Below are 26,320 nucleotides of genomic sequence, written 5' to 3'. Positions count from 1 at the left end.
TAACGATGGGGACTACCTGTGGATGACATGTGGGTCACGCCATCCGCTCTGTGCACAACATGTGGACGAACCACACTGCTGTAACTACTAGATATAGGGATCCTAGGCACGACCTAGCGCTAGACGCAATAGGACTCGCCCGACCGATTCTGGGGCTGGTGTGACGCCGCAGGTCAGCGCGCTGAACGTCTTCAGCAACCCGCGTGTCACGTTCGGCGTGTCGCCACTCTCGAACGGTATGCTGGCATACATGAAGCGAACGACCGTGAAGATCCCTGACGCCTTGGACGCCCGGCTGCGTCACGAGGCTGAGCGTCGGGGTGTGACCATCTCGGAGCTCACCCGCGAGGCCTTGGAGACGTTCCTGGGGACCTCAGGGCCGCGCCGTGAGCTCGGGGCCGCCGCCGCGGGGCGCAGCGGGCGCAGCGACGTCTCCGAACGCATCGAGCAGATCCTCGCTGCTGAGGTGCCGCGATAGCCGCGCTCGTGGTCGACGCAGGGCCGCTCTATGCCTACGTCGACGCCGACGACGCACACCACGCTGCGTCGCTGGAGCTGCTTGAGACCCACCCGGGCCAGTTGGTGGTGCCGAGCCTGGTCATCACTGAGGTGGCCTACCTGCTCTCGACCCGGCTGGGTGTCGAGCCGGAGGTCCGCTTCCTGGGCGACCTCGCCGGCGGGGCCTTCACCGTTGCGCCTGTGGCCGCTGCAGATTGGCTCCGCATCGCTGAGCTCGTCTCCCGCTACCGCGACCTCCCGCTCGGCACAGTTGATGCGTCGGTAGTCGCCACCGCGGAACGTCTGGGCGTCACCGAGATCGCGACGGTTGACCGCCGCCATTTCACCGTGGTGCGCCCCCGTCATGCGCACTCCTTCACGCTGCTCCCCTGAGCTCGGGCAGGCCTCGGGGCGCAGACGTCACTCAGGGCTCAGTGTCCGCGCCTGGTCTACCGCCGCCTGGCTTGCCAAGACGGCAAGTTATGCCTTAACTTGCCACTATGGCAAATCACGATTTCGATTCTGCGGGCGTCGAAGCCGACGGGGACAAGGGCAACGCCGACGACGCCCGGGGGGCACTGCGCGACCTGGACAACATCCGAGCCCGGTTCGGGAACCGGCTGGCCACGCCGTGGTGGTACAAGGTTGTATCCGCCCTTGTCGTAGCCGCACTCTTCATCGGTGCCGGCATGCCGTACGAGAGCATCTCCTTCGGCTCCTTCAGCACCGGAGCTTCCCTGGTAGTGCTGGCAGCGGTCGTGGGTCCGGTGTTCTTGCGTGAGATCCTGCGGCGCAGCACGGGCGCCTCCTTCGACCGATACACGAACGGTTGGACTGTTCCCTCGATGGCACTGATCGGCTTGCTTGTGACCTGCGTATCCCTGCAGGTCTTCGCCGACATCGACCTGGCGCCGCTGGTCGGTGCCGCAGTCGGGTTCGTCGTCACCTACCTCTACGAGCAGTGGATCGACCAGCGCCTCGCTCGTGGGGATTTTCCCGCCTTCGGGAGGAGCGCTTAGACGTGAGCGACGCTCCCAGGTTCGATGAGGTCATCCATGCCCGCAACAGGCTGCACATCTGTGCGCTGCTGGCAGAGGTGGACTCCGTCGACTTCGCCACCGTGCAAGAGACCCTCGGTGTCAGCGACTACGTCGTCAGCAAGCACCTCAAGGTCCTGGTGGACGCCGCCTACGTTCGTACCCACAAGGAGAAGGAGCATGGACGGGCGCGGACGTGGCTGAGCCTGACCGACACCGGGCGGGCTGCACTGCACTCACACCTCGCCGAGTTGCGCCGCATCACTGGAGTCGGAGACTGAGAAGCCAAGCACCAGCGCCCCTCGCCAGGCCGTCCCTGCGCTTCTGTAGTGGAACCACGTCGGGAGCGGGCTCGTTGACGTCGACGCCCTCGTCACAGCACCGAGTGTGCCCCCGTCGCGTCAGCGGGGAAGCCAAGGCTAGATGTTGGCGGCTGACGGGATGTAGCTCCTGGGCAGGGAAGAGATCCTCGCCACGCTGCGCGACTGATGGCCGACAACCGAGATCTATCGATGACATGCCGCGCGCACATTGACCCCGGTCAGCAGATGTCCTGGGACTAGGTCATGTCTCCTGACTCGATCTTGCGCTGATAGCCCTCGTCGTCCCGCACGATCGTCTCAGCCTCGGTGAGCACCGTCTCGAGGCTGGCCGCGGGGATGACCACGCCACCGGCCGAGTCCACATAGACATAGTCACCGGGAACGATGGTCACGCCGGCTACCTCGACCGTGACGTTTGCAGCAGCCGGCATCACGCTGTCCCCGCCCCAGCGCACCGCCTCGCCACGGCACCACGTCGCGAAGTCCATCGACGCGAGCTCGGCGAAGTCGCGCAGCTGACCGTCGGCCAGCACGCCCGCGAGCTGGTGGCGCTGCGCCCGGGAGAGCTTGACCCCACCGGCGTGCGAGACGTCGGGATAGCCCCCGCTGCTGATCACCAGCACCGTGCCCGGCGGCGCGTCGTGCACCGCCTCGGCGAAGACGTCACCGAAGCCACGGTCCTTGACCGGCGCCCCGTCCTTTGCTGGCAGGTCGTCCCTCGTCGGCAGGAACTGCATCGTCACCACGGGGCCGAAGAGCGCTCGCTCCGGGGTCGGGCTGGCGAGCGCGGGCAGGGTGGCCCGGTGTCCGTGGGTGCGCATCATCGCGTCGACGAGTGACGCGCAGCCGACCGCCAGCGCGCGCTCGCGCCAGGTGTCGAGTTCTTCGGCCATCGGAGCCTCCTTGATGGGGGTGGTGGGCACCAACCTTGTCGAGTCAACCGCGTCACTCCGGCCGGGGCAAGACCTGGGCCCTGGTGGGTTGTTTGGCTGCCGCACGCCCTGTCCCACCGGCGCGCCCGCTGCTAGATTCGTCAGGCAGCGCCTCCCGTGACGCTCCAGGCCAGCTCCACGTCCCCATCGACGACCCCCGCTCCTTCGAGCCCGGTCGCCTCAGGTCCCCCAGCGACAGACCGCTCCCGAGGTGATTGATGTGAACCCTCCCCTCCCCGGCGCCACCGCAGCCCAGCTCCAGAGCGCGATAGCCCAGATCCAGGAGCTGCGCGGCGCCTGGCCCGAGGGCGCGACAGCGCTGGCCGACCGCGTGCTCCGTCCGTTGGGCACCCTCCTCGGGCTGGAGCACAGGCCGACGGACAGCAGGGAGGCGACGGGTGCGGTCGCCATACCGGCAGAACCCACGGACGGGTGGCACGAGTCCCTCTCTGCGCTGACCGAGTCGGTGAGCGCCACCGTCGGCGAGCTGGGCACGCAGACTGCACCACCGGCCCTGCTCGAGGCTGCCGCCGGCCTGCTCGACCTGGACCTGCGGGTGCGTCGCTCCCGCGGCGCGGGACCGGACGACATCGAGGACCGGGTGGACGAGCTGCGCCGCGCCCAGGGGTTGCGCCGCGCCGCGATCCGGGTCGCGCACAACGGCCCCTACCTGATCCACGGCGCCGCGATCGTCGACCACCTCGGTGTGCCGGTCGAGACCCCGCCCCTGGCGGCGCTCTGCCGGTGCGGTCGATCACAGGACCAGCCGTGGTGCGATGGCGCCCACGACAGCTGCGGCTTCACCGACGAGCTGCACCCGGGGCGGGTGGCCGACCGCCGCGACGTCTACGTCGGGGTGGGCATCACGGTCCTGGACAACCGGGGCATCTGCGCCCACTCCGGCGTCTGCACGGACACCCTGCCAGGGGTCTTCCACACCTCCAGCAGCGGTCAGCCGTTCGTCACACCGAGCGGGGGCCGGGTCGACGACATCATCCGCGTGGTGCGCAGCTGTCCCTCCGGGGCCCTCAGCCTGAGCCTGCGGGGTCCGGTGCACGAGGATCGCGAGATCGTCGACCAGGACCGGAAGGCCCAGGTGCGGGTCACCCGCGACGGCCCCTATGTCGTCGTCGGGTCCGTGCCGCTCCTCGACGATGCCGGCGAGCCGGTGGCCCGGCTGCGGGGTGCCTCGCTGGAGCACTATGCGCTGTGCCGCTGCGGCCACTCCCAGAACAAGCCGTTCTGCTCCGGCATGCACTGGTATGCCAACTTCACCGACCCCGCGGCTCCCCCGTCCCCGTCGCTCTTCGAGTGGGCCGGTGGCTATCCGGCGCTCCTGCGCACCTCGACCTTCTTCTGGGAGAAGCACGTCCCGCAGGACCCCGTCCTGGCGCCGTTGTTTGCGCAGATGCCACCCAAGCTGCCGGTGCGTCTCGCGTCGTGGCTCAGCGAGGTCTTCGGCGGCCCTGAGCTCTACACCGAGACGTTCGACGACGCCGGCACGCACCTGGCCAACGTGGTCACCGAGGAGCAGCGTGCCCGCTGGGTCGCCGCCCTGGTGGCTGCGGCGGACGAGGCGGTCCTGCCGGCGGACGCGGCGTTCCGGTCCGCCTTCGTGTCCTACCTGGAGTGGGAGTCGCGCCTGGCGCTCGAGGCCGCCCAGAGCGAGTCCGGCCCGGCTGAGGACCGGGCCGTGCCGCGCTGGGGCTGGCCGTGCGACGTCGCTCCTCACTCAGGCAGCGCCGAGGCCGAGGTGGCGTATGTCGACGCTCCCGCCGCGCAGCTGCCCGCACCGGGTGAGCCGGTCACCTTCGCGGACGTGCGGAGCCTGTTCCGGGAGATGGACCGGTCGACGATGCTCTTCGCCTTCGACCTGTGGTCCTTCGAGGACGTGCGACGCCACGCAGACGCCATCCTGGCACGCGTGGAGGACGGCTCGATGCCGTGCGACCGCTCCTGGTCTCCGGCCGAGATCGACGTCTTCCGCCGCTGGATGGAGGCCGGGTTGCCCGGATAGTGCCGACGCAGGGTGATGCGATGCCGTGTGAGACTCGTGGTTGTGTCGGGAAACAGCGCAGTGGCGGTGGTGACAGGGGCGACGGGAGGGATCGGTCGTGCCCTCGTGACGGAGCTCATCGAGCGTGGGTACTGGGTCGTGGCGGTGGGCCGCAGTCCCGCGTCACTGACCGACGTCCTCCCCCCAGACCGCGGTGCCTTCGTGCACTGGGACCAGAGGGACAGGACCGTGCCACGTGCGCTCGCGGAGCTCGAGCAGGTCGACGTCCTCGTCCACAATGCCGGGGTGGCCCCGCTGACGAGCGTGGAAGACACCTCCGCGGAGTCGGTGGCGGACATCCTGTCGGTGAACCTGACGTCGGCGACGGTGCTCACTGCCTCGCTGTTGCGTGCGCTGAGGCGAGCGCGCGGCCACGTGGTCTTCATCCACAGCTCCAGGGGGATGAGCGGAGTGCCGGGATGGTCGGGCTACCTGGGCAGCAAGGCTGCCTTGGAACACCTGGCCAACTCGTTGCGTGCCGAGGAGTGTGACCAGGGACTCAGGGTGACGTCCGTGTTCCCAGGAGCGGTGGCCACCGAGCTCCTGAGGCAGGTCCGCGAGGACCGGGGGCAGCCTTTCGAGCCGGAGCGCAGCGTGAGCCCGGCGACCGCCGCCAGACTGATCGCTGACGCGGTCCAGCACCCTGGCGGCGGCTACCTCACGGAACTCTCGTTTGCCTGGTGTTCTTGACGCTGCGCGTGCTGCACAAGTCGGCGGTGGTCCTCCGACTGCTCCCACGTCATCGCCTGCGGCTGGTCGCCGGCCTCGGTGGTCGCCCGCTCGCGCTGGCGCAGCACCTGGGCGTGCTGCAGCAGGCGGCGGTGGTCCTCCGACTCTGCCCACGTCATCGCCTGCGGCTGGTTAGCCTCATCGGTGGCCTCGCGGTCCCGGAGTGCCTCGGCGTGCCGCAGCTGCCGGCGGTGGTCCTCGGACTGCTCCCACGTCATGGGACGCATGGGCTGGAGGTAGCGACCGGTGTCATCCTCGGCGTCCTCGGTGACTGCAGCTGCTGAGCCGGATAACCTGAACGGGGGCCCGTCAGGGGCGACCTCGTATCCACCACTGACGCATCCCGCGGCGAGCATCGCGACAAGCGAGGCTCTCAACGGCAGACGCGAGAGTATCGTGGCGCCATGGACGGTCATGCGTCCCGCGGTCTTGGTGGCTGGCTTCGTGTTCATGTCAGTGCTCCTTCGGTAGCGGTGGTGCGTTCCATCACCATCCGGGGCACGGTTTGCACCGGGGTTGCACCCCTGCCGCCCACCCCTTGGTGGCACTCGTCAGCGACACCGCACCCCGCCGAACCAGGTGGCCCCTCCCCGCCCGTTGACCTGCGGATTCTCGTGACAGAGGACGCCTGGCAGGTGGCTGGACCCGGTGCAACGCAGATGCAACAGCCCTCCCGTAGCGTGCGCGGCGGAGGGTGAGGTCAGATGATCGAGTACGCAGTCCTAGGGCCACTCGAGGTGACGTCAGACGGCGAGCCTGTCGACCTGGCCGGTGACCGGTTGCGTCGGTTGCTCGTCACGTTGCTGGTGACGCGCAACCGCCCGGTCAGCGTCGATCGCCTGGTGGAGGCAGTCTTCGGCGAGCAGGCGGGTCCGAAGGCCGAGGCGACCCTGCGCACCTACCTGACCCGGCTGCGGCACAAGCTCGGCACAGATCTGGCGGTGGGGCACACCGACGGCGGCTATGTGCTGCACGTGCCGGACGAGGCCCTGGACTCAGCACACTTCGAACAGCTGGTGGGGCAGGGTCGCCGAGCCCTGGAGTACGGGGACCCGACGATTGCCGCGGCTACGTTGTCCCAGGCTCTCCAGCTCTGGCGGGGTGCGGCATACCAGGGCATGGACGCGACCTGGTGGGTGAGCGGGGAGGCTCAGCGGCTGGCGGACCTGCGCGTCACGGCTGTCGAGCACCTCGCCGACGCGCAGATGCTCGTGGGTCACGGCAGCGACGCGGTGCCCAACCTGCGCGAAGTCCTCCTCGAAGACCCGTTCCGGGAGAACCTGACCGCGCGGCTGATGCTCGCCCTGTCCACGACTGGTCGCACCGCAGAAGCACTGACCCTCTATCGGCAGCACAGGACGAAGCTGAGCGACGAGCTGGGCATCGACCCCGGTCCGGACCTGGTCCAGCTGCACGAACGGATCCTTGCCGGGGAACCCGACCTGCTCCACCTCGTCCAGGCCGAACAGTCCCTGCGCGGATATCAGCTCGGCGAGCGACTCGGCAGTGGCCCGCGCGGGACGGTGTTCAGTGCCCGCCTGCCCGGAGTGGACCGCGAGTATGCGGTGCGGGTCTATCGTCCCGAGATCGCCGACGACGTGACCGTGGTCCGCACCTTCGAGCGGGACGCGCACGCGGCCGCCACGGTGGACAGCACGTCTGTCGTGCCGATCTACGACGCGTGGCGTGAGCCAGGCCTCGCGGCCCTGGTGATGCAGCGCATGACCGGCGGCACGTTGCGGGACCAGCTGACCAAGAAGGCGATCACTCCCCCGATGGCTCGGCACGTCGCCGAACGAGTCGGTGGAGCGCTGCTCGACTACGCGGCGCGTGGCCTGACGCACGGGGATGTCCGTTCGGACAACGTCTTCTTCGACGCGGCCGGGGAGGCCTATCTCGGTGACCGCGCGCTCCGGACCAGCGACGCGGGACGACTCGACGACGCGGCTCAGTATGTCGAGCTGGTCCGGGTCTGCTTCGCTGCCGCCTCCCCCGATGAGCGCCATGACTGGGCGGTGCAACCGGCCGACGACGGCCCGGGCGGGGCGGTGCACAGCACCGTCACCGCCGTCCTGGCGCACCTGCGTGCCAGTGCCCATCAGCCGGGGAACCCGTATGTCGGACTGCGCCGGTTCGAGGAGCAGGATGCCGATCGCTTCTTCGGGCGCGAGGCCCTGATCGAGCGCATGGAAGAACTGGTGTCCCACAGCAGGCTCCTCGCCGTCGTCGGCGGCTCCGGCAGCGGCAAGTCAAGTGTGGTGCGAGCCGGCCTGCTGCCTCGCCTCCGGCGGTCGGCCGAGCCGCGCTGGCTGATCACGGTCATGGTGCCCGGCTCCGACCCTCTGGACAGTCTTTCCGAGGCGCTACGGCGAGTCGCGACCACGTCCACCGCAGACACGGTCGTGTCACTTGAGGAGCCGGAGGGGCTGGCGCGGGTCGCCCGGGCGCTGACGCCTTCCGGGTGGCGTCTGCTGTTGGTCGTCGACCAGCTGGAGGAGATCTACTCACACGCCGAGCCGGAGGCTGCCGAAGCGCTCCTCGACGCGTTGGCCCACGCGAGCACCGCGGAAGATTGCCCGCTGAGTGTGGTCGCCACAGTCCGGGCCGACTACTTCGACCGCCCACTGGCCCACCCCACGTTTGGTCCGTTGCTGCGCGATGCGACCTTGCCGGTCGCGGCGATGACCCCGAGCGAGCTTGAGGCGGCGGTGCGGGGGCCCGCCGTGAACCGGCTGACCCTGGAGCCGGGTCTGACCAGCGAGCTCGTCGCTGCTGTTGCCGGACGACCCGCAGCCCTGCCCGCCCTCCAGTTCACCCTCCATGAGCTGGCCAGCGGGGGGCAGCCGGCACTGACCCTCTCAGCTCTGCGTGCCCTGGGCGGGGTCGAGGGCGCCATCGGGTCGCGTGCGGAGAGCATGCTCAGCACGCTGAGCGCCACGGAGCAGCAGTTGTTCGCCGAGCTGCTCAGCAGGCTGGTGGTGGTCTCCGCCGGAGAACCGATCGGCACCCGCATCACCATGTCCGAGGTCAAGGCGGTGAGCCCGGAGCACGGCGCCGACCTGCACCGACTGATGGAGACCTGGATCGCCGCCCGGTTGCTCTCCGCAGACCGCCGACTGGACACTCGCGAACCGACCGTCGGACTGGCGCACGAGGCACTGGTCGAGCACTGGCCGCGGCTGCGACGCTGGGTGGAGGGCAACCAGGCGCGGCACCGGGAGCTGGCCGACCTCGCTCGTGCCGCGGCTCAGTGGCGCGAGCTGGGTCAGGACCGCGGTGCGCTGCTGCGCGGTGCGCGTCTGGACCGGGCGATCGAGGCGCTGCCACCCACCGGAGCTCCACCGGATGTGGCGGCGTTCGTTGCTGCCAGCCGCGCCCAGCGCGACGACGAGGTCAGGGCGGCAACCGAAGCGGCGCAACAGCGCGAGCAGGGCAACCGCCGACTGCGCCGGCACCGGTGGCTGCTCGCCGCGGCGCTCGTGGTCGTCGTGGCCATCGGAGCAGTCGCGGTGGAGCGGGGACTCTCGGCACACAACAACGCACTGGCCGCCGAGTCCCGGGCGCAGGCGGCGGTGGCCGGTCTGCTGGCCTCGGCCAACGACGTGGCGGACAAGGACTGGCCACTTGCGCTGTTGCTCGCGACCGAGGCCTACCTCATGGATGACTCGTCACACACCCGCCGAGGCCTGCTCACCGCCCTGTCCAACCCACGTCCTGTCGGCACCCTGCTTTATGAGGAACCGGCCGGTCTCCAGGCACTGGCAGTCGATGCCGACTCCGGGGTCGCGGCCGTTCTCAGCCCAGAAGGGGAGCTGACGGTGTTTGACCTGGAGACGGCAGCCGTGGTGCTCGGACCCGTCCCGGTGCCCGTCTTCCCGATCGGGGGCGGGTTGGACGCCGCCGCCGGGATGGTTGCCTCGGGCGGAGACTCCACCGACGGCACCGGCGTGGTCGTGCATCGGATCGGAGAGGACCAGCCCGTGGCGACCCTGGACACTCCCATCGGGCAGGAGTCCAAGGTGGCCTTCAGCCCCGACTCGAGCACCCTGGCCGTCACCAGCCACGGCACGGTCCGGCTGGTCGACACCACCTCCTGGCAGGTCCGCGCGCGCCTGAGCACGCCAGACCCTGCCGACCCGTTGCTCGCCGTCGCCTGGAGCAGTGACGGGAGCAGGGTCTATGCCGGAACGGTCGCTGGGGTCTACGCCTGGGTCGCCCCGTCCACCGAGACACCCGGCTCCGTCGTGGCTGAGCCGGGGAGCGATGAGCAAGGCACGGCCCCGGACGGCGTGGTCGACCTGCCCGACTCCGACGAACCGGCGGTTTTCGACCTCGCGACCATCCCGGGCACCGACCAGGTGGTTGCCACGACCTTCGACGGAGCCACCTACGTGCTGGCCGACCACCCGCTGCGCATCATCGAGGGCCCTCTGTCACACGACAACGTGACGGTCTCCCTGGCGGCTTCGCCCGACGGTCAGCGCATCGCAGTCGCAGCCTTCAACCAGGCGATGGTCTGGCAGTTCCCCGGGACACCACAGGGACGGCTCGAACAGGCGTTCCCGATCGCCACCGAGACCATCGATCTGGAGTTCCTGTCCGACGGCGACCTGGTCACGGTCGGCTCGGCCGGTGAGGTGACCCGTTGGGACCTCGACGTGCCCAGCCCGGCGGTCGCCCCGCTGACGGAGCTCGGCGCCGGGATCCCGACCTTCAGCCCGAGCGGTGAGCTGCTGGCGATGGCCGGCTGGGGTCATGGGGCGCGGTTGTTCGATGGCAGGACGCTGCAACCCCTGGTGACACTGGACATCCCCGACCCGGACATCGTCAGCGTCGCTGGGCTGGCCTTCCATCCGGACGAGGACGTCGTCTACGTGCTGTCCTGCACGGGGACCGAGCTGACCAGCCGGGAGTACTGCCCGGGTGAGCTCACGGCATACGACACCGGCACCGGCGCGCCGGTCGCCGGGCCGGTCACGGGCGGGTCGGTGTCGCACTGGGTGCCCACGCTGCTGGCGGTCAACAGCGACGGAACCATGCTGGCAAGCGGACGGATCGGTGGGTTGGTCGAGCTGCACGACCCGAGCTCGTTGGAGACCACGGCGGTGCTCGACGACCTGGAGGGAAGTCCGGAGGCCCGGTTCGTCATCCAGGTGGACTTCGCCCCGGACGAGCCACAACTGGTGGCCTCGGTCGGCGACCTCACCGGCGTGTGGGACCTGACTGGGACGACACCCGAGCTGATCGTCAAGCAGTGGACCGGGGTCACTGCCGGTTTTGCTCCGACCGGGGAGCTGGTGACCAGCTCGCAGAGCGGACGGGTCTACCTGCGCGAGCCGACCACCCTGCGTCCCCTCCAGGAGGCGGGCGGCCTCCCGATGCCGCTGGTCAACTTCCAGTTCACTGACGACGGCTCCATGATGGTCACCTCCGATGACGCGACGGGGGCCGTCCGGCTCTGGAGCCTGCCCGAGCTCGAGTCCTTCGGTGGGCCGCTGCCTGGCGCCTACTCCGACATCCGACCTGACGGAAGCCTGGTGGTCATCGGTGGAGCAGAGGCCAGCAGTCTGACCCTGGACCCGACGGACTGGGTCCAGGCGGCCTGCGACACCGCCGGGCGTGATCTCACGGACGCGGAATGGGGGCAGTACTTCGGGTCGGTCCCCTACCGTCCCACCTGCCCGACGCGGTAGGGGTCACCTCGTCTCGGCCGAGTCGGGCACCTCGCCCCAGGCCGGGCCGTCATGGCCGTCGTCGACCTGGATGTCAAGGCTCAGGTCGGCGGACACCGCGTCCAGCGCAGCTCGCAGTCCAGGCAGGTCCAGCCCGTCGCCGAGCTCCACCGCGGCCGCCGCCTCAAAGAGCCGGTCACCGGTCATCGGCGCGTCGCTGGTCTCGGTGTAGAGCTCCTGGATGCTCAGACCGTGCGCCGCGAGGGCGCGGGTGACCTCACGCACGATGCCGGGCTGGTCCTGACCCACGACCTGCAACCGGACCGACTCGACACTGCCCTTCGTCGCGCCGTCGGCCGAGGTGGCTGACACGTCGACGACACCGACGTCACTGAGGCCCTTCAGCGCGGCCGTGAGGTCATCGACGCGATCAGGTGCCACCTCGATCAGGACGGCACCGGCAAACTTGCCGCCCAGCCGCCCCATCTGGCTCTCGAGCCAGTTCCCGCCGTGCTCAGCAACGGCACTCGCGAGCTCGGCCACCAGGCCGGGTCGCTCATCAGCAATCACGCTCACCACAAGTTTCCGCATACTGCAGGCTATCGTCACCGCTCGCCCTAGGCTGGTGGGATGCTGCGTCTGCAGACCACTCTCGAGCCGGCAGGTCCTGCCTGCGCGATCTTCCTCACCGACGACCAGGTGGCCGAGCTCGCCTCAGTCAAGAACCCGCCGGTGGTCGTCACCATCGACGGCAGGAGCGAGCGGCTCCGGGTCGCCCGGATGGGTGGACGCAACTGCATCGGGCTGTCCAAGGCGGCGCGCGCTTCCCTTGGTGTCGAGATCGGCGACGAGGTGACAGCGACCATCGAGCTGGACGACGCTGAGCGCACCGTCGACATGCCGCCCGAGCTGGCCGAGGCCCTGGCCGCCCACCCCGCGGCCCACGCGGCCTTTGCTGCGCTCTCCTACACCCAGCGCAAGGAGCACGCCCGCTCGGTCGCCAACGCCAAGAGGCCCGAGACCCGGACGCGTCGCATCACCAAGATCCTGGATCTTCTGGGCGACTGACGGTCCGGCCTTCGGCACCGGCCGGCCGGCGCCGACGCGGCCCGTTGCGGCAGGCGGGTGCCTCCCCTATAAGTGACCTATGAGCGGTCACGATCCGGACGCGCCCGTGCGCGCCGCGGTCAACCTGCAGACCTGGCGCCACCTGACGTTCCTGCACTGGGCCTATGACGTCGAGACGGTGCAGTCGCTGGTGCCGCCACCGCTGCGGGTCCAGACGTGGGAGGGCCAGACCTGGGTGGGCGTCATCCCCTTCCTCATGGCTGACGTCCGGCTGCCGAGGCTGCCGGCACCTCCCGGCTGGGACGCCTTCGCCGAGCTCAACGTGCGCTGCTATGTGCAGGCGCCCGACGGCCGTGACGGGATCTGGTTCCTCGGGATGGTCGTTCCCCGAGCCAGCTTTGCCCTGTCGCTGCGCAGCATCGGCCTGCCCTATGAGGTCGCCGACGGCGTCGTGGCCCGCGGCGAGGACGCCACCGACGACGCCCGCTGGGACTATCGCTTCGGCGCGCCGCGGGGCGTGCTCGGTCTGCGCACTCCACAGGACAGCGCGTGGTTCACCGCCTCGGTCCAGACGGGAGCACCGCTGACCGCGCACGAGCGCACCCCGCTGGTCGAGAGCCTGGCCGGCCGCTGGACGGCCTATCACCGCCGCGCCCGCGCCCTGTGGCGCACCCCCGTCGAGCACGAGCCGTGGCCGCTGAGGCACGGGACGGTCACGGGTGAGCTGACGACACCGTTGCGCTGGGTCGGCCTGCCCGCACCCGCAGGTGACCCGATGGTGCAGACCGCCGAGGTGGTCCACGCCCGGCTCGGGACCTTCCGGCCCGCCTGACGGGACAGCTCAGGTGCGAGACAGGACCGACACTGCGCCGCGGAAGACGCCGGGCAGCGCGACGGCGGCACGCAAGGTGGCGCGTCGCCCCCACTGCGGCTGGGTGGCGAGCAGCAGACCGCGGGTGAGGGCGGTGCTGCGCCAGGTGACCTGCCGGGCCAGACGGGGGTATGCCGAGGGCTGGCCGGCCAGGATCGCTCGCACCGCCATCTTTGCCTGGGCGAAGCCGACCGCCAGGCCCTCCCCCGTCAGCGCGTCGACATAGCCGCCTGCGTCACCGACCAGCAGCACCCGGCCGCTGGCGCGCGAGGTGACGCGCTGGGCGAACGGCCCGGCGCCCAGGACGCTGCTGGCGGGTTCGACCCCGACCAGCCGCTGGGCCAGCGCCGGGAACTGCGCCAGGTGCTCCTCGAACGGCCCCTTGTTGCCGGTGAGCAGGGCGACGCCGACCGTGTCCTCAGCCACAGGTGTCACGTAGGCCTCTCCGGCGGGAGCCCAGTGCACCTCGACGCGGTCGATCCACGGCGCGACGGCGAAGTGGCGGCGCAACCCGTGCCGGCGCGGACCCCGGGCCGGTGCCTCCAGCCCCAACCACCGGCGGGTCGGCGAGTGCAGACCATCGGCAGCGACGACATAGGAGGCGGTCAGCACCCGCCTCGAGTCAGCCAGCGTCACTCGCACCGACGAGGAGTCCTGCTCCACCCCAACGGCGGCCACCGGCAGCACCCTGATATCAGCGGCATCCAGCGCAGCGCGCAGCACCTGGTGCAGCTCGGTGCGGCGCACGCCCCGACCGGGCCCACCGGGGAAGTCCGCGGTGACCGAGCGACGCCCGTCGGTGTAGCGGATGCCCCGGAAGTCGAAACCCACCGGCTCGACACCCAGCTGGTGCAGCGCCACCAGAGCACCCGGCATCACACCCTCCCCGCACGCCTTGTCCACCGGTGAGCGACGCGGCTCCAGGACGATGACCGACAGTCCGGCGCGCGCGGCATACAGCGCAGCGGTCATCCCGACCGGGCCACCACCGATCAAGACGACGTCGGCGTCCCTCACCGGACGGTCGCCAGGGCGGCGTCCTCGCTGCGGATGCGCACCGTGAGCAGCCAGGCGTTCAGGACGGTGAAGACGAGCGCGGTCACCCACGAGGTGTGCACCAGGGGCAGCGCGATCCCCTCGGCGACCACGGCGACATAGTTGGGGTGGCGCAGGAGGCGATAGGGCCCGCGGCTGACCAGCGGCAGGCCCGGCACGACGATGACGCGGGTGTTCCACTGACGCCCGAGCGAGGCGATGCACCACCACCGCAGCGCCTGCGCCGCGACCACAACCGCCAGCATCGGCCAGCCGAGCCAGGGCAGGAACGGCCGGTCGCCCAGCCACGCCTCCCCGAACGCGCCGAGCAGCAGGGCGCTGTGCAGCAGCACCATCGGCGGATAGTGGCCCCGACCGTGCTCGACCCCACCCTGGCCCAGCGCCCAGGCGGCGTGCCGCTTCGACAGGACCAGCTCGGCCACCCGCTCGAGCACGACGAGGCCGAGCAGGACGGCATACCAGTCCAGGGAGTCCACCCGGTCACTCCACCGGCGCCTGCAGCAGAACCATCTCCAGGCAGAAGCCCGGACCCATCGCCAGCAGCAGCCCGTGGCTGCCGGGCGTGGGCGCATGGTCGCGCAGGGTGTCGGACAGGACGTGCAGCACCGAGGAGGAGGACAGGTTGCCGATCTGCTCCAGGGAGGCCCAGGTCACGGCCAGGGCACTCGCCGGGACCTGCAGCGCCTCGGCCATGGCGTCCAGGACCTTCGGGCCACCGGGGTGGGCGACGAACCAGCCGATGTCCGCACGGGTCAGGCCCTGGCTGGCCAGGAAGGCGTCCACATCGTCGCGGACGTTGGCGCGCACCAGGTCGGGCACCTCCGCGCCGAGCACGATCTTCAGGCCGGTCGAGCGGATGTCCCAGCCCATGGCCGTCTCCGTGTCGGGATAGAACCGGCTCCGGGTCGCGACCACCCGCGGCCCGCGCGGGAGGTGGTCCCCCGCAGCCCGCTCGCCGAGCAGCACGACCGCGGCCGCCCCGTCCCCGAACAGTCCGCTCGCGACGAGGTTGGCCGTGGAAGTGTCGTGCCGCTGCAGGGTCAGGCTGCACAGCTCGACCGACAGCAGCACGGCGACGTCGTCGGGATGTCCCAGCAGGTGGTCGTGCACCCGGGCGATGCCAGCCGCACCGCCGACGCAACCCAGCCCCACGACCGGGACGCGCTTGACGTCCGTGCGCAGCGGCAGCCGACCCATGAGCTTGGCGTCGATCGAGGGCACTGCCAGACCGGTGATCGTGGTCGACAGAAGCAGGTCCACGTCCTGTGCGTCCACGCCGGCCTGCTTCAACGCGCCCTCCACCGCCTGCGCGGCCAGCTCGGTGCCGTGCTCGATGAACGCGTCGTTCGAGCGGCCGAAGTCGGAGCAGACCTCGGCATAGTCCTGCGCCGGCAGCGCCAGGTGCCGGAACGCCACGCCGGCGTTGCCGTGGATCTGCTGCAGCTGGGGCCGCAGCCGCTCGGGCAGCCCGACCAGGTCCGCCAGCATGCCGGTCAGGTCTTCCTGGGCATAGCGGTGCGGGGGCAGGACACCATGGACGGCGGCGACAGTGGACACGACGTCCAGCCTACGGAGACAACGCGGCCCGCGCCTTCCGTAGGCTCCCGGTATGACGGCACGCGAGATGGGCACCGGCCTGGTGCGAGCGTCCCACCCACTGCCAACCGTGGCGGTGACGGCGCTCACCGCGGGCCTCGTGCTCGGCGCCGGAGCGACCTGGGCCCCCGGCCTTCTGGTCGTCGCCGCCGTCCTCACCGGTCAGCTGGTGATCGGCTGGTCCAACGACCTGATCGACGCGGAGCGGGACCGCTCAGTCGGCCGGGTCGACAAGCCCGTGGCGCGCGGGGTCGTGGACGTGCGGACCGTGCGATGGGCGCTGGCCCTCGCCGCGGTCGCCACCGTCACCCTCTCGCTGGCAGTCTCACTCGCCGCCGCCGCGCTGCACCTGATGCTCGTGGTGGGGTCGGGGCTGGCCTACAACGCGGGGCTCAAGGCCACGGCGTGGTCCTGGGTGCCGTATGCCGTGGCGTTCGGTGCCCTGCCTGCCGTCGCCTGGGTGGGGGCCGGGTCGGGGGCACCACCGTGGTGGGCGGTGGTCGTCGGGGCGCTGCTCGGCGTGGGCGCCCACCTGCTCAACGTGCTGCCGGACCTGGCCGACGACGAGCAGACCGGCGTGCGCGGGCTGCCGCACCGGTTGGGTGAGCGACCCACCAGGTTTGTCGCGCCGCTGCTGCTCCTGACCGGGTCAGTGATCGTCGTCCTTGCCCCGCCCGGTGGGCCGTCCTGGTGGTCCGCCGCGGTGCTGCTCGCGTGTGTCGCCCTCGCGGCGCTCGCGTGGCGAGCGCGCGGGACGACGCCCTTTGTCGCGGCGATCGCGCTCGCCGTCATCAACGTCATCGCGCTCGTCGTCGGCTGACCTGAGGCCCACCTCGAGGTTGGCATAGCGGTCGTGCGAGTCCCTGATCTCGGTGCGCCTGCCGAAGATCGCGTCCGCCTCGTCAAAGATCAGCACCCTGGCCACCCGCCCGGCCTGCTCCAGCGACCTGGCGAGGTTCTTCTCCGTCTCACCGATGTAGCGCGAGACCACCGGCCCGAGGGGGTGGGCCAGCAGCTCGCGCGAGATGACCGCCGAGGCCAGCGTCACCGTCGAGATGGCGAACTCGGCCGGCTTGCTCACGGACATCCCCCAGCGCACGATCACTCTGCCGTCCGCCACGTCCTGCTCGGTCATCGTCTGCCCGAGCCCGCACTGCACAAAGTAGGCATCCTCCGGCTTCGTGCCCTGCAATGCGCCGGCCCGCCACAGACCACCCAGGAACTCGTCGACCAGCAGCCTGACCTGCGTCCACAGGCCTGGGTTGTCGTCCTCGAAGACCACACCCGCCAGCCCGGTCTGCACACTGCGCCGGACATGGTCCACGAGCCGTCGCGGCGGCAGATAGCGCTCCTCCGTGAGCCGCGTCGCCGTGGACGCCAGGGTCCGCGCACCCCACACCAGATGCCCGCGGCTGCCAAAGTCACGCAGCCCGTTGACCCCCGCCATGGTCATCGCGTCGCCCACCTGCTGATCCACCGCCTCGGTGAGCCCGTCGATGCTGAGCAGCTGCGCGCTCGTGCCACCGGCTGCCTTCCAGACACCGCGCTCGCGGTCGGTGCGAGCGATCACGCCGGCGACCGCACCCGACGGCGGCAGGCTCACCCCGTCCACGACCACCCAGGGGTGATAGACCGCCACCCGCTCCCGGTGCGCGGTGATCGCGTCGAGGTCATCCTGCGCCGAGATCCAGGGTCCGTTCGGCAGGTCCAACAACAACACTGCGGCGTATGCCGCGCAGCGCTCGAGCGCTGCCCTCACCTGGTCGGTGTGCGCGGTGGTGACTCCCGGGAGGACGAGCACGGTGTAGCCGGTCCCGTCGAGGGCGTGCACGCCCGCCTCGACGTCGCTCCCGTCCGTGCGCACGACGACCGCGCTGGTCGTCTCGTCTGCGGCGTTGGCAAAGAACAGGTCCACCGCGTGCCCCAGCGGCCGGTCCGGACCCAGGCTCGGCCCGAACTGGGCGTGGTAGTCGTCGGCGCTGGTGATGGTGACCGGCTCGCCCACCGGCCCCTCCCCGCACGCCCCGACGAAGGCCACGACGGCGGTCGGCAGCGGCCTGATGGGGTCCATGACCTCATTCAACTGTGGAGCGAGCACGGCCACAAGGGCTCTGCTCCAGGTGTGGACAGGACGCTGACCCGGGAGCTACGGCAGGTGGGTGAAGAACTCGGCGATGTCAGCGGCCAGCAGGTCGGGGTCCTCGGCCGCCGCGAAGTGGCCGCCGCGGGGGAAGACCGTCCAGCGCTGGATGTTGTAGAGCCGCTCGTGCCAGGACCGCGGCGCCTGTCCCTCCGACACGAACTCGTGGGCGAAGACCGCCATGGCGGTCGGCACCTCCACGAGGTCTGCCGGGCCGATCGGCGTGCCGTGCCAACGGTTGTCGTAGTAGTCGCGCATGGACGTCGTGATCGACCCGGTGACCCACCAGATGGTCAGCATCGTCAACAGCGCATCGCGACCGAACCGTCCATCCAGGTCTCCGCCGCTGTCCGACCAGGAGCGCCACTTGTCCAGCACCCAGGCCGCCAGCCCGGCCGGCGAGTCGTTGAGCCCGTAGCCCAGTGTCTGCGGGCGGGTGGACTGCACAGCGCTGTAGCCGCGCTCCGTCTCCTCCCAGCGGGCGACGTGATCGACATACGCCCGCTCCTCCGCCGACAGCGGCGGTGACCCCGGTCCGGTGTAGGGCCACATCTCCGACGTGCTGAGGTGGATCCCGATCACCCGTTCCGGCTGCTGCAGCGCCATCACCGTGGCGACGCCGGCACCGAAATCGCCGCCGTGCGCTCCGTAGCGCTCGTAGCCGAGCCCCTGCATGAGCCGGTGCCACACGCCAGCCACAAACGCACGGTCCACACCCGAGTGCGACGGGCGGTGCGAGAAGGCATAACCCGGCAGGGACGGCACGACCAGATCGAACTGTCCCCCGAGACGGTCGACCATGGAAAGGAGCTCGACAAACGTGCTGGGCCAGCCGTGGGTCAGGACCAGCGGCAGTCGATCCTCGCCCGCCCGGTGGTGCACGAAGTGGACCCGAAGGCCATCCACGTCGGCCACCCGGTGCTCGAAGCGGTTGAGCCACTGCTCCTGCGCCCGCCAGTCAAACCCGTCCGCCCAGTAGCCCAGCAGTCCGCGCAGATAGTCACGGTCGACGCCCTGCGCCCACGACTCCCCGGGTGCCGGATCGGGCCAGCGCGTGCGTCGGATCCGCTCGCGCAGGTCGTCCAGGACTGCGTCGGAGACCGCGACGGCAAACGGTTCGATGTGCATCCTCGATGATAGCGATCTGGCATAACAGTGTGTTGGGATACACATTTCTCGCTCTGGGGGAATGGTGTGCGCCCGGGAGTCGTTGGCACAGAAGATCCACCCGGGCTCGCCCGACCACACCCCCTGCCACCAGAAGGACACCTACAAGCATGTCGTCGCACCGCACCCTCGCGCTCGCCCTGGCCGCCTCGGCCCTGACCCTCGCCGCCTGCGGCAGTGAGGGGGGCACCGTCGGCGACGCACAGACCGCCGGTGCCGACTCGGCATACGGCCTGGCCACCGAGGGAGTCCTCGTGGTCGGGACCGAGGGCACCTACCGTCCGTTCAGCTACCACGAGGGCGGCAGCGGCGAGCTGACCGGCTATGACATCGAGGTTGTCGAGGCCGTCGCGGAGAAGCTGGACCTGGAGATCGACTACCAGGAGACCCAGTGGGACGCGATCTTCGCCGGCCTGGAGGCCGGACGCTTTGACGTCATCGCCAACCAGGTCTCGATCAACCCCCAGCGCGAGGAGTCCTATCTCTTTAGCGAGCCCTACACCGTCTCCCCGGGAGTCATCGTGGTCGCCGAGGCCACCAGCGACATCGTCGGCCTGGAGGACCTGGAGGGCAAGACCACCGCGCAGTCCCTGACCAGCAACTGGGGCACCATCGCCGAGGGCGCGGGCGCCAACGTCGAGGCCGTCGAGGGCTGGGCCCAGGCGGTGGCGCTGCTCGAGCAGGGCCGGGTCGACGCGACCGTCAACGACAAGCTCACCTTCCTGGACTACGCCAACGAGCGTCCGGACAGCCCGGTCAAGATCGCCGCCGAGCTGGACGAGGTCTCGCTCAACGCCTTCGCGTTCGACAAGGACAAGACCGAGCTCGTCGCCGCCTTCGACGAGGCGCTGGCCGAGCTCGAGGCCGACGGCACGCTGGCCGAGCTGGGCGAGAAGTACTTCGGCACCGACGTCTCCAGCTGACGTCCCGACCGCCTCGCTCTTTCTGCCACGCCCTCCCCCCGTCCTGACCGCCTCGCCCTGACCCTCTCGCCCTGACCCTCTGGCACTGACCCACCAAGGACCTGATGTCTGACTCCTGGCAGCTCTTCCTGGACTCGCTGTGGCCGATCGTGCGCGGCGGTCTGACCGGCACCATCCCGCTGGCGTTGTCCTCCTTCACCATCGGGCTGGTGCTGGCGCTGGGCGTGGCACTGATGCGGCTGTCCAGCAACCGGTTCGTGTCGTGGCTCGCCCGGGCCTACATCTCGGTGATCCGCGGCACCCCCCTGCTGGTGCAGCTGTTCGTCATCTTCTATGGCCTGCCGTCAGTCGGCGTGCTCATCGACCCGTGGCCCAGCGCGGTCTTCGCGTTCTCGCTGAACGTGGGTGGCTATGCGGCCGAGGTGATCCGCGCGGCGATCCTGTCGGTGCCCAAGGGACAGTGGGAGGCCGGCTACACCATCGGCATGAGCCACGGTCAGTCCCTGCGCCGGCTGATCCTCCCCCAGGCCGCACGGGTGTCGGTGCCTCCGTTGAGCAACACCTTCATCTCCCTGGTCAAGGACAGCTCACTGGCGTCCATGATCCTGGTGACCGAGCTGTTCCGGGAGGCCCAGAAGATCGCGGCGTTCAGCCAGGAGTTCATGCTGCTCTACCTGCAGGCGGCCCTGGTCTACTGGGTGTTCTGCCTGGTGCTGTCGATCGCGCAAGGCATGCTCGAGACACGATTGGACAGGTATGTCGCACACTGAACCGATGAGACCGCTCCCCTCCGCCGGTGGTCCGGCTGGCGGGCCGGCCCATGGTCCGGCTGGCGGGCCGGCCCATGGTCCGGCTGGCGAGGTCCTGCTGCAGGCCAACGGCCTGCGCAAGAGCTTCGGCGACCTGGAGGTGCTGCGCTCGATCGACCTCACCGTCCGTAAGGGCGAGGTGGTGGTGCTGATCGGCCCGAGCGGGTCGGGCAAGACGACCGTGCTCCGCTCGCTGAACGGCCTGGAGACCCCTGACGGTGGCCGGCTCGAACTCCTCGGCGGACCGGCCCTCGACTTCACCGGCAAGGTCTCCAAGAGTGAGCGGTTCGCGCTGCGCAACCGCTCAGCCATGGTCTTCCAGCAGCACAACCTCTTTCCGCACCGGACGGTGCTGCAGAACGTCATCGAGGGGCCCGTCCAGGTGCAGAAGGTGCCCAAGGCACAGGCCGTCGCGGAGGCGGAGGCGCTGCTGGAGCGCGTCGGGCTGCTCGAGAAGCGCGACGTCTATCCGTTCCAGCTCTCCGGCGGGCAGCAGCAACGCGTCGGCATCGTCCGCGCCCTCGCGCTCAAGCCCAGCCTCCTGCTCTTCGACGAGCCGACCTCAGCTCTCGACCCCGAGCTGGTGGGCGACGTGCTGACCGTCATCAAGGAGCTGGCCGACGAGGGGTGGACCATGGTCGTGGTCACCCACGAGCTGAGCTTCGCCCGGGCCGCCGCCGACGAGGTCCTGTTCATGGACGGCGGCGTAATCGTCGAGCGGTCGGACCCGCGACAGATGTTCACCAACCCCCGGCACGAGCGCACCCGCCAGTTCCTGGACCGGATCCTCAACCCTCTGCACGAGGACGACTGAAACTGCTCCTAGAAGGGTGGTGGGGTGTCGTCGGGGGTGGACCAGGGCACGTGCCCAGGGGTCTTGGGCTCGGCGGTCCGGCCTTCTGCTGTGGCCTGGTCGCCTGAGGCGGTCTGCCTGTTGCTGTCGCTGTCGCTGACGCGGTCGATGTCGCCGTCTTTGAGCCGCTTGACCTGGTCCTCGTCCTCTGCGCGCGGCGTGGCGCGGGTGTGCCGGTCGCGTTCGGCGGTGACGGTGTCAGGGGTGGGGCCGTTGAGGATGCGTCCGGTGCGAGCGTCTCGGCGGGTCAGCCGGATCTGGTCCCAGGCCAGGAACTGGTCCTCGCCGAAGGGCTCGTCCTCACCGGCGGTGAGTCGGGTGCGGCCGGGCCGGTAGGACAGGGCCTGGTAAATGGCTAGGTCGATGGCCTCGCCGCGGTCGTCCTCGGCGGCATTGTTGACCTGGTCGACCGCCTCGGACAGCATCGTGGAGTACTGCGTGTAGTCGTGGGCCTTGGTGCGGTAGATCTTCCCCAGCAGCGTCTCCCAGGTCATCTCCCGCCGGTGGTTGATGACCACGTCGAGGTACTTCTTGGTCTTCTGGTCGTGGTGACTGGGGTGGGCCAGCGCACCGTTGGCCTCGCAGGTATGCCCACCGGCGGTGCCGTGCTCGGTGACGTGGTCGAACTGGCTGGCCGCGGCGGGCACGGTGCATCCCGGAGCCCGACACATCCGGTCAGCAAACGCGATCTGGGCCTTCATCGCAGCCGTGAACGGGTATGACTTGGTCGACCGCTCCAGGCACCGCCCCGAGAGCGGGTCGGTCACCAACCGATGCATCACCGACCCCGGCGTCAACGCCAACCGGGCCACCTCCTGCGGGGACAGGAACACCGACTGGCGACCGGCGACCTCGCCGATGCCGAACACGCCGGACCCGAACCTCTCCTGCGCCAGCTGGGCAGACTTCCCTTCACGATCGGGGTCAGAGCCGGGCTGCGCAGAGTCCTGCTCATGGCCGGTGTCCGGGCTGTCGCCACAAGAGCAGCCCGGACCGTGCTGATCCGGCCGCTCGGCAGAGCCCTCCCCACGACGGGGGTCCTCCGGACGGTCAGGGTTTTGGCCGGCCGGAGAGGCAGAGTCCTGCCCACCATCAGCGGCCGCCTGCGGCGAGGCAGAGTCCTGCCCACGGCCGGCGGTCGCTGACGCATCCGGTGAGGCAGCTTGGTGGTCGTGGACGGGGGCGTCGGGCTGCGCAAGACTGCCTGCCTCGCTGCATGCCTGCTCCGCCTCGTCGTCAGTGTGCTGTGTGTCGTCGACCGTGTCCGCGGGACCCTGGCCACCCGCGTCCTGTCCACCAGCGCACCGTCCATCGGCGTCCTGTCCACCGGCGTCCTGTCCACCGGCGCCGTCGTCGCTGGTGTCGGGGTGGAGGAAGTTGAGAGGGACGATCACGTTGAGCACCGCGGCGGGCAGACCCGCCAGGATCGCGGCGAGCTGCTCGGTCTGTTCCGGGGTGATCTGGTCGCCGCCTTCGGGCCAGTCGTCGGTGGGGACGGTGCCGTTGAGCAGCAGCACCGCCGCGACGGCGGCACGGATCTGTCCCTCGGCGCGGGCGTCCCCGTTGGCGCGGGCCCGGCGGGCCGCGCCGTCCAGGCGGTCGCTGATCGCGGCCAGTTGGGTCGCGGTGCACCGCATCCCGAAGACCGCAGTGCCGTCCTCGTCCATCCGCCCCCACGTGTCAGCCTCGGACAGGTTCCTGGACCGGGACTTCTTGCGCCGCTCGTCCTCCTCCAGGTGCGCCTCAGCCTTGGCCACCTCTCGGTCCAGGGCCCGGTAGAACTCCTTGTGCGCCCACGGCCGACCAGTGAACTGCCGGTCACTGGTCAACCGTTCGGTGGCCGCCACGGCCTCCTCGGACCCGAACAACGCGTTCGCCACCCCCGCGCCCAGGTGCGGGGGTAGGTGCCCGGCGCCGATCAGGAAGCCACGCACCAACCGCCACGACACCTCCCCCGAGGCCAGTGCCGAGCCCACCGTGGACCGCACGCTGGCGGTCTGGGTCGCCAGGTTGACGAGGTCGCGAACCTCCCGGACGCCCCAACCCATCACGAACTCCAACTCGGTGCGGGCCCGCGACTTCGCCTTGACTCGCCACGCGTCCGTCTGGGACGCGGACAGTTCATCCAGCGTGGCGACGCCCTTGTCGGCCAGCAACAACTTGCCCTGCGCTGCGGTCAACTCCCGCGTCCCGGACACCATCACCCGATCAAGACGACCCGCCCCGCGCGACAACACCCCGATCGCGTCCACCAACACTGAGGCCCGTCCCTTAACCTCCGGCGCCTCCTCCACGACGTCACCTGAGCCCACAGCAGCGTTTGCTTCGGCGGTGGGCGCGGCGGTGGTCGTTCCAGGAGTTGCTGTCCCGGCAGGACTGCCCTCGCCAGTGGAGGCAGGTGGTGGCGCCCCACGAAGGTTCACCGCGGCGCAGGCCCCGGCCAGATCGGTCAACAGATCACACTCGGCCGGGGCGACCCCCAGGGCAGCCAGGGCCCGCGCGACCGCAGTCTCAGCCGCGGTCGCGGGGACGAACTCGATCACGACCTCGCGGTCGCGCAGCGGGATCACCTCCCAGGACCACGTCGGCTTAGGTGCCTCAGCCAGCACCGTCTGCACGCGTGCCTCCAGCAGCGACTCGCCTCCACCGCACGCTTCCAACACCTGCGCGAATCGAGCCACTGACCCCACCTCCCCAACAGATCACGAACGTTGTGCCTGTGTCGAGAACGACTTAGGAGCGTCCCCAACACCACAAGATTAGCACATGTGTTTGATGCTGAGATGGCGACACGCCGCCGCCTGTGGACGACCAGCCCCATGCTTCAGAGAGGCCGCTGCGCCGGTCAGACCAGTTCCTGAAGGCGCGTCGGGAACAAGTTCGGGACTGGCCGGTTGACCCTGATATGCCCCCGAACACCCGTGTGCCCCTGTCCGTCCTCGAACTGGTCCCGCGCTCCCAGGGGCAGACGCCCGCAGAGGCGATGCAGGCCTCGACCGTGCTGGCGACCCGGCTGGACGAGCTGGGCTACCACCGGCTGTGGGTGGCCGAGCACCACGGGACCGAGGCCTTCATGTCCTCGGCGACCTCCGTCATACTCGGGCACTTTGCCAACCACACGCAGGGGATCCGGCTCGGCTCCGGCGGCGTGATGCTGCCCAACCACTCGCCGTTGATGGTGGCGGAGTACTACGGCACCCTGGCCACCCTGCACGGTGACCGGTTCGACCTCGGGCTGGGCCGTGCTCCCGGCACCGACCCGCTGACTGCGGCTGCGCTCGCTCGCAGCGCCAGCGGTCTCAACGACTTCGCCGGCAACGTGCTCGACCTGGTCAGCTATCTCGGTGACGGCGCGACCACGCGGGTGCGCGCACTGCCGGGCGAGGGCACCAACGTGCCGATCTGGATGCTCGGATCCTCCACGGGCGGCGCGCAGGTCGCGGCAGCGCTCGGCCTGCCCTTCAGCTTCGCCAGCCACTTCGCGCCCCAGCAGATGCGCGAGGCCCTGGCCGTCTATCGCGAGCGCTTCAACGCCGACGCGGAGACCGCCCAGGTCGAGCGGCCGACCGTCATGGCGGGCATCAACGTGCTGGTTGCCCCGTCCGAGGCCGAGGCGCACTATCTGTTCACGACGGCGCAGCAGATGGTCGCCGCCATCCGCACCGGCGGCTCAGCTCCCCTGGCTCCCCCCGTCGACGACCTGTCCACGGTGGTCCCCGAGGGGCTGCTGTCGATGATCCAGGAGTTCCACTCGGTCAAGGCGGTCGGTGACCCGTCGCAGGTCGTCCCGCAGCTCAAGGAGTTCGCCGCGGCCTATGAGCTGGATGAGCTGATCGTCACGACCTACACGCACGACCCGGCGATGCGCCAGCGCTCCTTCGAGCTGCTCGCCGACGCGTGGGGCGTCACGCCGAGAGTCTGACCACCCTCGCCGCGGCCGCGCGCCGGTGCCCCTCAGGGATGCCGGGGTGCGGACTGACGGGCCAGGGCCCGCGGGGCAAACAGTGACTCGTCGCTGTCGGCGATCGTGCGCAGCTCGGCCTCGCTGAGGATCTGCTCGCCCGGGTCCTTGGTGTCCACCTGTGGCGGCACCAGGAGCTGGTCCCGATAGGGCGTGGGCTCACCCCGGGTGGCGTCCAGGACCTCCGTGACGTGGTAGTCCCGCGCCGCCTGCCACGTGCGCTGACCGGTCACGATGTCGTGGACGAGGTTGAGCTTCAGGGTGTCGCTGGCGATGCTGCGACACCGCACCGACAGCTCCCCGGCCGTGCGGTCGACCCGGATACTGCCATCGAACTGTGCCAGCTCGGTCATCTTCTCCACCGGCACGGCATAGTCGATAACGCACTCGATGCAGTCGACGTGCGGCACGGGGAACGCGTGGTTCTCGAACCACTCGGTGGCCACCACCCGCTTCCACGGCCCCACGTGGTGCCAGGTCAGCTCGGTGACGCTGACCTCGTCGGGCTCGCCGTACTCCTGGACCACCAGTTCGGCTGCCCTGCGACTCTCGTGCGGCCACTCCTGGACCGCGATAATGCTCCTTGACCTCATGGCGCGACCTCCTTGTCTTCTTTTTTCACAATACGC

Annotated in this window: 23 protein-coding genes and 1 pseudogene; 14 read left to right on the top strand and 10 right to left on the bottom strand. The window is 70.0% G+C overall.

The window, feature by feature from the left end:
• Positions 1–250 precede the first annotated feature (250 nt).
• The 4 genes from NF557_RS05295 (at position 251) to NF557_RS05280 (ending at position 1,816) form a co-directional block, all read left to right on the top strand.
• On the top strand, positions 251–478 hold the full coding sequence (locus NF557_RS05295; RefSeq protein WP_252622344.1) for a ribbon-helix-helix domain-containing protein: 228 nt from the start codon (positions 251–253) through the stop codon (positions 476–478).
• Positions 479–486: 8 nt separating this feature from the next.
• On the top strand, positions 487–891 hold the full coding sequence (locus NF557_RS05290; protein WP_252622342.1) for a type II toxin-antitoxin system VapC family toxin: 405 nt from the start codon (positions 487–489) through the stop codon (positions 889–891).
• A 107-nt stretch (positions 892–998) separates the two neighbouring features.
• Positions 999–1,517 (top strand): hypothetical protein, encoded by a 519-nt coding sequence (locus NF557_RS05285; RefSeq protein ID WP_252622340.1) that lies wholly within the window; start codon positions 999–1,001, stop codon positions 1,515–1,517.
• A 2-nt stretch (positions 1,518–1,519) separates the two neighbouring features.
• On the top strand, positions 1,520–1,816 hold the full coding sequence (locus NF557_RS05280) for a transcriptional regulator (RefSeq protein ID WP_252622338.1): 297 nt from the start codon (positions 1,520–1,522) through the stop codon (positions 1,814–1,816).
• A gap of 278 nt (positions 1,817–2,094) precedes the next feature.
• On the opposite strand, the gene NF557_RS05275 is transcribed toward NF557_RS05280, so the two are convergent.
• Positions 2,095–2,751, bottom strand: a complete 657-nt coding sequence (locus NF557_RS05275; RefSeq protein ID WP_252622336.1) for an RraA family protein — start codon at positions 2,749–2,751, stop codon at positions 2,095–2,097.
• 259 nt (positions 2,752–3,010) lie between these two features.
• On the opposite strand from NF557_RS05275, the gene NF557_RS05270 reads away from it, so the two are divergent.
• Together NF557_RS05270 and NF557_RS05265 are read left to right on the top strand one after the other, a co-directional pair.
• Positions 3,011–4,807, top strand: a complete 1,797-nt coding sequence (locus NF557_RS05270; protein WP_252622334.1) for a CDGSH iron-sulfur domain-containing protein — start codon at positions 3,011–3,013, stop codon at positions 4,805–4,807.
• Positions 4,808–4,849: 42 nt separating this feature from the next.
• Positions 4,850–5,536: an SDR family NAD(P)-dependent oxidoreductase gene (locus tag NF557_RS05265; RefSeq protein WP_252622332.1), complete on the top strand. Its 687-nt coding sequence runs from the start codon at positions 4,850–4,852 to the stop codon at positions 5,534–5,536.
• Here the strand turns inward: NF557_RS05265 and NF557_RS05260 are convergent.
• Positions 5,500–5,793 (bottom strand): hypothetical protein, encoded by a 294-nt coding sequence (locus tag NF557_RS05260; RefSeq protein ID WP_252622330.1) that lies wholly within the window; start codon positions 5,791–5,793, stop codon positions 5,500–5,502. The genes NF557_RS05265 and NF557_RS05260 overlap by 37 nt on opposite strands.
• Before the next feature lie 486 nt (positions 5,794–6,279).
• On the opposite strand from NF557_RS05260, the gene NF557_RS05255 reads away from it, so the two are divergent.
• Positions 6,280–11,268 carry an nSTAND1 domain-containing NTPase gene (locus tag NF557_RS05255; RefSeq protein ID WP_252622328.1) on the top strand — a complete coding sequence of 1,663 codons (4,989 nt, stop codon included), beginning with the start codon at positions 6,280–6,282 and terminating at the stop codon, positions 11,266–11,268.
• 3 nt (positions 11,269–11,271) lie between these two features.
• Here NF557_RS05255 and NF557_RS05250 read toward each other — a convergent pair whose 3' ends face one another.
• Complete coding sequence (locus tag NF557_RS05250) at positions 11,272–11,838, bottom strand: glycine cleavage system transcriptional repressor (RefSeq protein WP_252622326.1); 567 nt, start codon at positions 11,836–11,838, stop codon at positions 11,272–11,274.
• A gap of 39 nt (positions 11,839–11,877) precedes the next feature.
• Here NF557_RS05250 and NF557_RS05245 point away from each other — a divergent pair, with 39 nt between their 5' ends.
• Positions 11,878–12,315, top strand: coding sequence for a YdeI/OmpD-associated family protein (locus tag NF557_RS05245; RefSeq protein WP_252622324.1), 438 nt, complete (start codon positions 11,878–11,880; stop codon positions 12,313–12,315).
• Positions 12,316–12,394: 79 nt separating this feature from the next.
• On the top strand, positions 12,395–13,147 hold the full coding sequence (locus NF557_RS05240; protein WP_252622322.1) for a YqjF family protein: 753 nt from the start codon (positions 12,395–12,397) through the stop codon (positions 13,145–13,147).
• A gap of 9 nt (positions 13,148–13,156) precedes the next feature.
• On the opposite strand, the gene NF557_RS05235 is transcribed toward NF557_RS05240, so the two are convergent.
• The 3 genes from NF557_RS05235 to NF557_RS05225 are packed head-to-tail and all read right to left on the bottom strand — an operon-like array spanning position 13,157 to position 15,799.
• On the bottom strand, positions 13,157–14,203 hold the full coding sequence (locus NF557_RS05235; protein ID WP_252622320.1) for an NAD(P)/FAD-dependent oxidoreductase: 1,047 nt from the start codon (positions 14,201–14,203) through the stop codon (positions 13,157–13,159).
• Positions 14,200–14,709 carry an isoprenylcysteine carboxyl methyltransferase family protein gene (locus NF557_RS05230; protein WP_306254878.1) on the bottom strand — a complete coding sequence of 170 codons (510 nt, stop codon included), beginning with the start codon at positions 14,707–14,709 and terminating at the stop codon, positions 14,200–14,202. Before NF557_RS05230 ends, NF557_RS05235 begins: the two co-directional genes overlap by 4 nt.
• 13 nt (positions 14,710–14,722) lie before the next feature.
• Complete coding sequence (locus NF557_RS05225; RefSeq protein ID WP_252622316.1) at positions 14,723–15,799, bottom strand: type III polyketide synthase; 1,077 nt, start codon at positions 15,797–15,799, stop codon at positions 14,723–14,725.
• Positions 15,800–15,851: 52 nt separating this feature from the next.
• On the opposite strand from NF557_RS05225, the gene NF557_RS05220 reads away from it, so the two are divergent.
• On the top strand, positions 15,852–16,658 hold the full coding sequence (locus NF557_RS05220) for a UbiA family prenyltransferase (RefSeq protein ID WP_252622314.1): 807 nt from the start codon (positions 15,852–15,854) through the stop codon (positions 16,656–16,658).
• 54 nt (positions 16,659–16,712) lie between these two features.
• On the opposite strand, the pseudogene NF557_RS17685 reads toward NF557_RS05220, so the two are convergent.
• Positions 16,713–16,925: pseudogene (locus NF557_RS17685) on the bottom strand (AAA family ATPase); the annotation flags it as partial.
• Positions 16,926–17,984: 1,059 nt separating this feature from the next.
• Positions 17,985–19,106 (bottom strand): epoxide hydrolase family protein, encoded by a 1,122-nt coding sequence (locus tag NF557_RS05210; protein ID WP_252622312.1) that lies wholly within the window; start codon positions 19,104–19,106, stop codon positions 17,985–17,987.
• A gap of 149 nt (positions 19,107–19,255) precedes the next feature.
• Here NF557_RS05210 and NF557_RS05205 point away from each other — a divergent pair, with 149 nt between their 5' ends.
• From NF557_RS05205 to NF557_RS05195, 3 genes are all read left to right on the top strand, one after another.
• Positions 19,256–20,068: an amino acid ABC transporter substrate-binding protein gene (locus NF557_RS05205; protein WP_252622310.1), complete on the top strand. Its 813-nt coding sequence runs from the start codon at positions 19,256–19,258 to the stop codon at positions 20,066–20,068.
• A 104-nt stretch (positions 20,069–20,172) separates the two neighbouring features.
• On the top strand, positions 20,173–20,838 hold the full coding sequence (locus tag NF557_RS05200) for an amino acid ABC transporter permease (protein WP_252622308.1): 666 nt from the start codon (positions 20,173–20,175) through the stop codon (positions 20,836–20,838).
• Positions 20,839–20,842: 4 nt separating this feature from the next.
• Complete coding sequence (locus NF557_RS05195) at positions 20,843–21,691, top strand: amino acid ABC transporter ATP-binding protein (protein ID WP_280923982.1); 849 nt, start codon at positions 20,843–20,845, stop codon at positions 21,689–21,691.
• An 8-nt stretch (positions 21,692–21,699) separates the two neighbouring features.
• Here NF557_RS05195 and NF557_RS05190 read toward each other — a convergent pair whose 3' ends face one another.
• A complete protein-coding gene (locus NF557_RS05190) occupies positions 21,700–24,411 on the bottom strand; it encodes an HNH endonuclease signature motif containing protein (RefSeq protein ID WP_252622307.1) in 2,712 nt (903 codons plus the stop codon).
• 224 nt (positions 24,412–24,635) lie between these two features.
• Here NF557_RS05190 and NF557_RS05185 point away from each other — a divergent pair, with 224 nt between their 5' ends.
• On the top strand, positions 24,636–25,652 hold the full coding sequence (locus NF557_RS05185) for an LLM class flavin-dependent oxidoreductase (RefSeq protein WP_252622305.1): 1,017 nt from the start codon (positions 24,636–24,638) through the stop codon (positions 25,650–25,652).
• Between the two features lie 32 nt (positions 25,653–25,684).
• Here NF557_RS05185 and NF557_RS05180 read toward each other — a convergent pair whose 3' ends face one another.
• On the bottom strand, positions 25,685–26,284 hold the full coding sequence (locus tag NF557_RS05180) for a hypothetical protein (RefSeq protein WP_252622303.1): 600 nt from the start codon (positions 26,282–26,284) through the stop codon (positions 25,685–25,687).
• Positions 26,285–26,320: the final 36 nt, after the last annotated feature.

Source organism: Ornithinimicrobium cryptoxanthini (assembly GCF_023923205.1).
Taxonomy (GTDB): domain Bacteria; phylum Actinomycetota; class Actinomycetes; order Actinomycetales; family Dermatophilaceae; genus Ornithinicoccus; species Ornithinicoccus cryptoxanthini.
The sequence above is the reverse complement of the archived record's forward strand: the minus strand, read 5'-3'. Positions and strand labels throughout refer to the sequence as shown.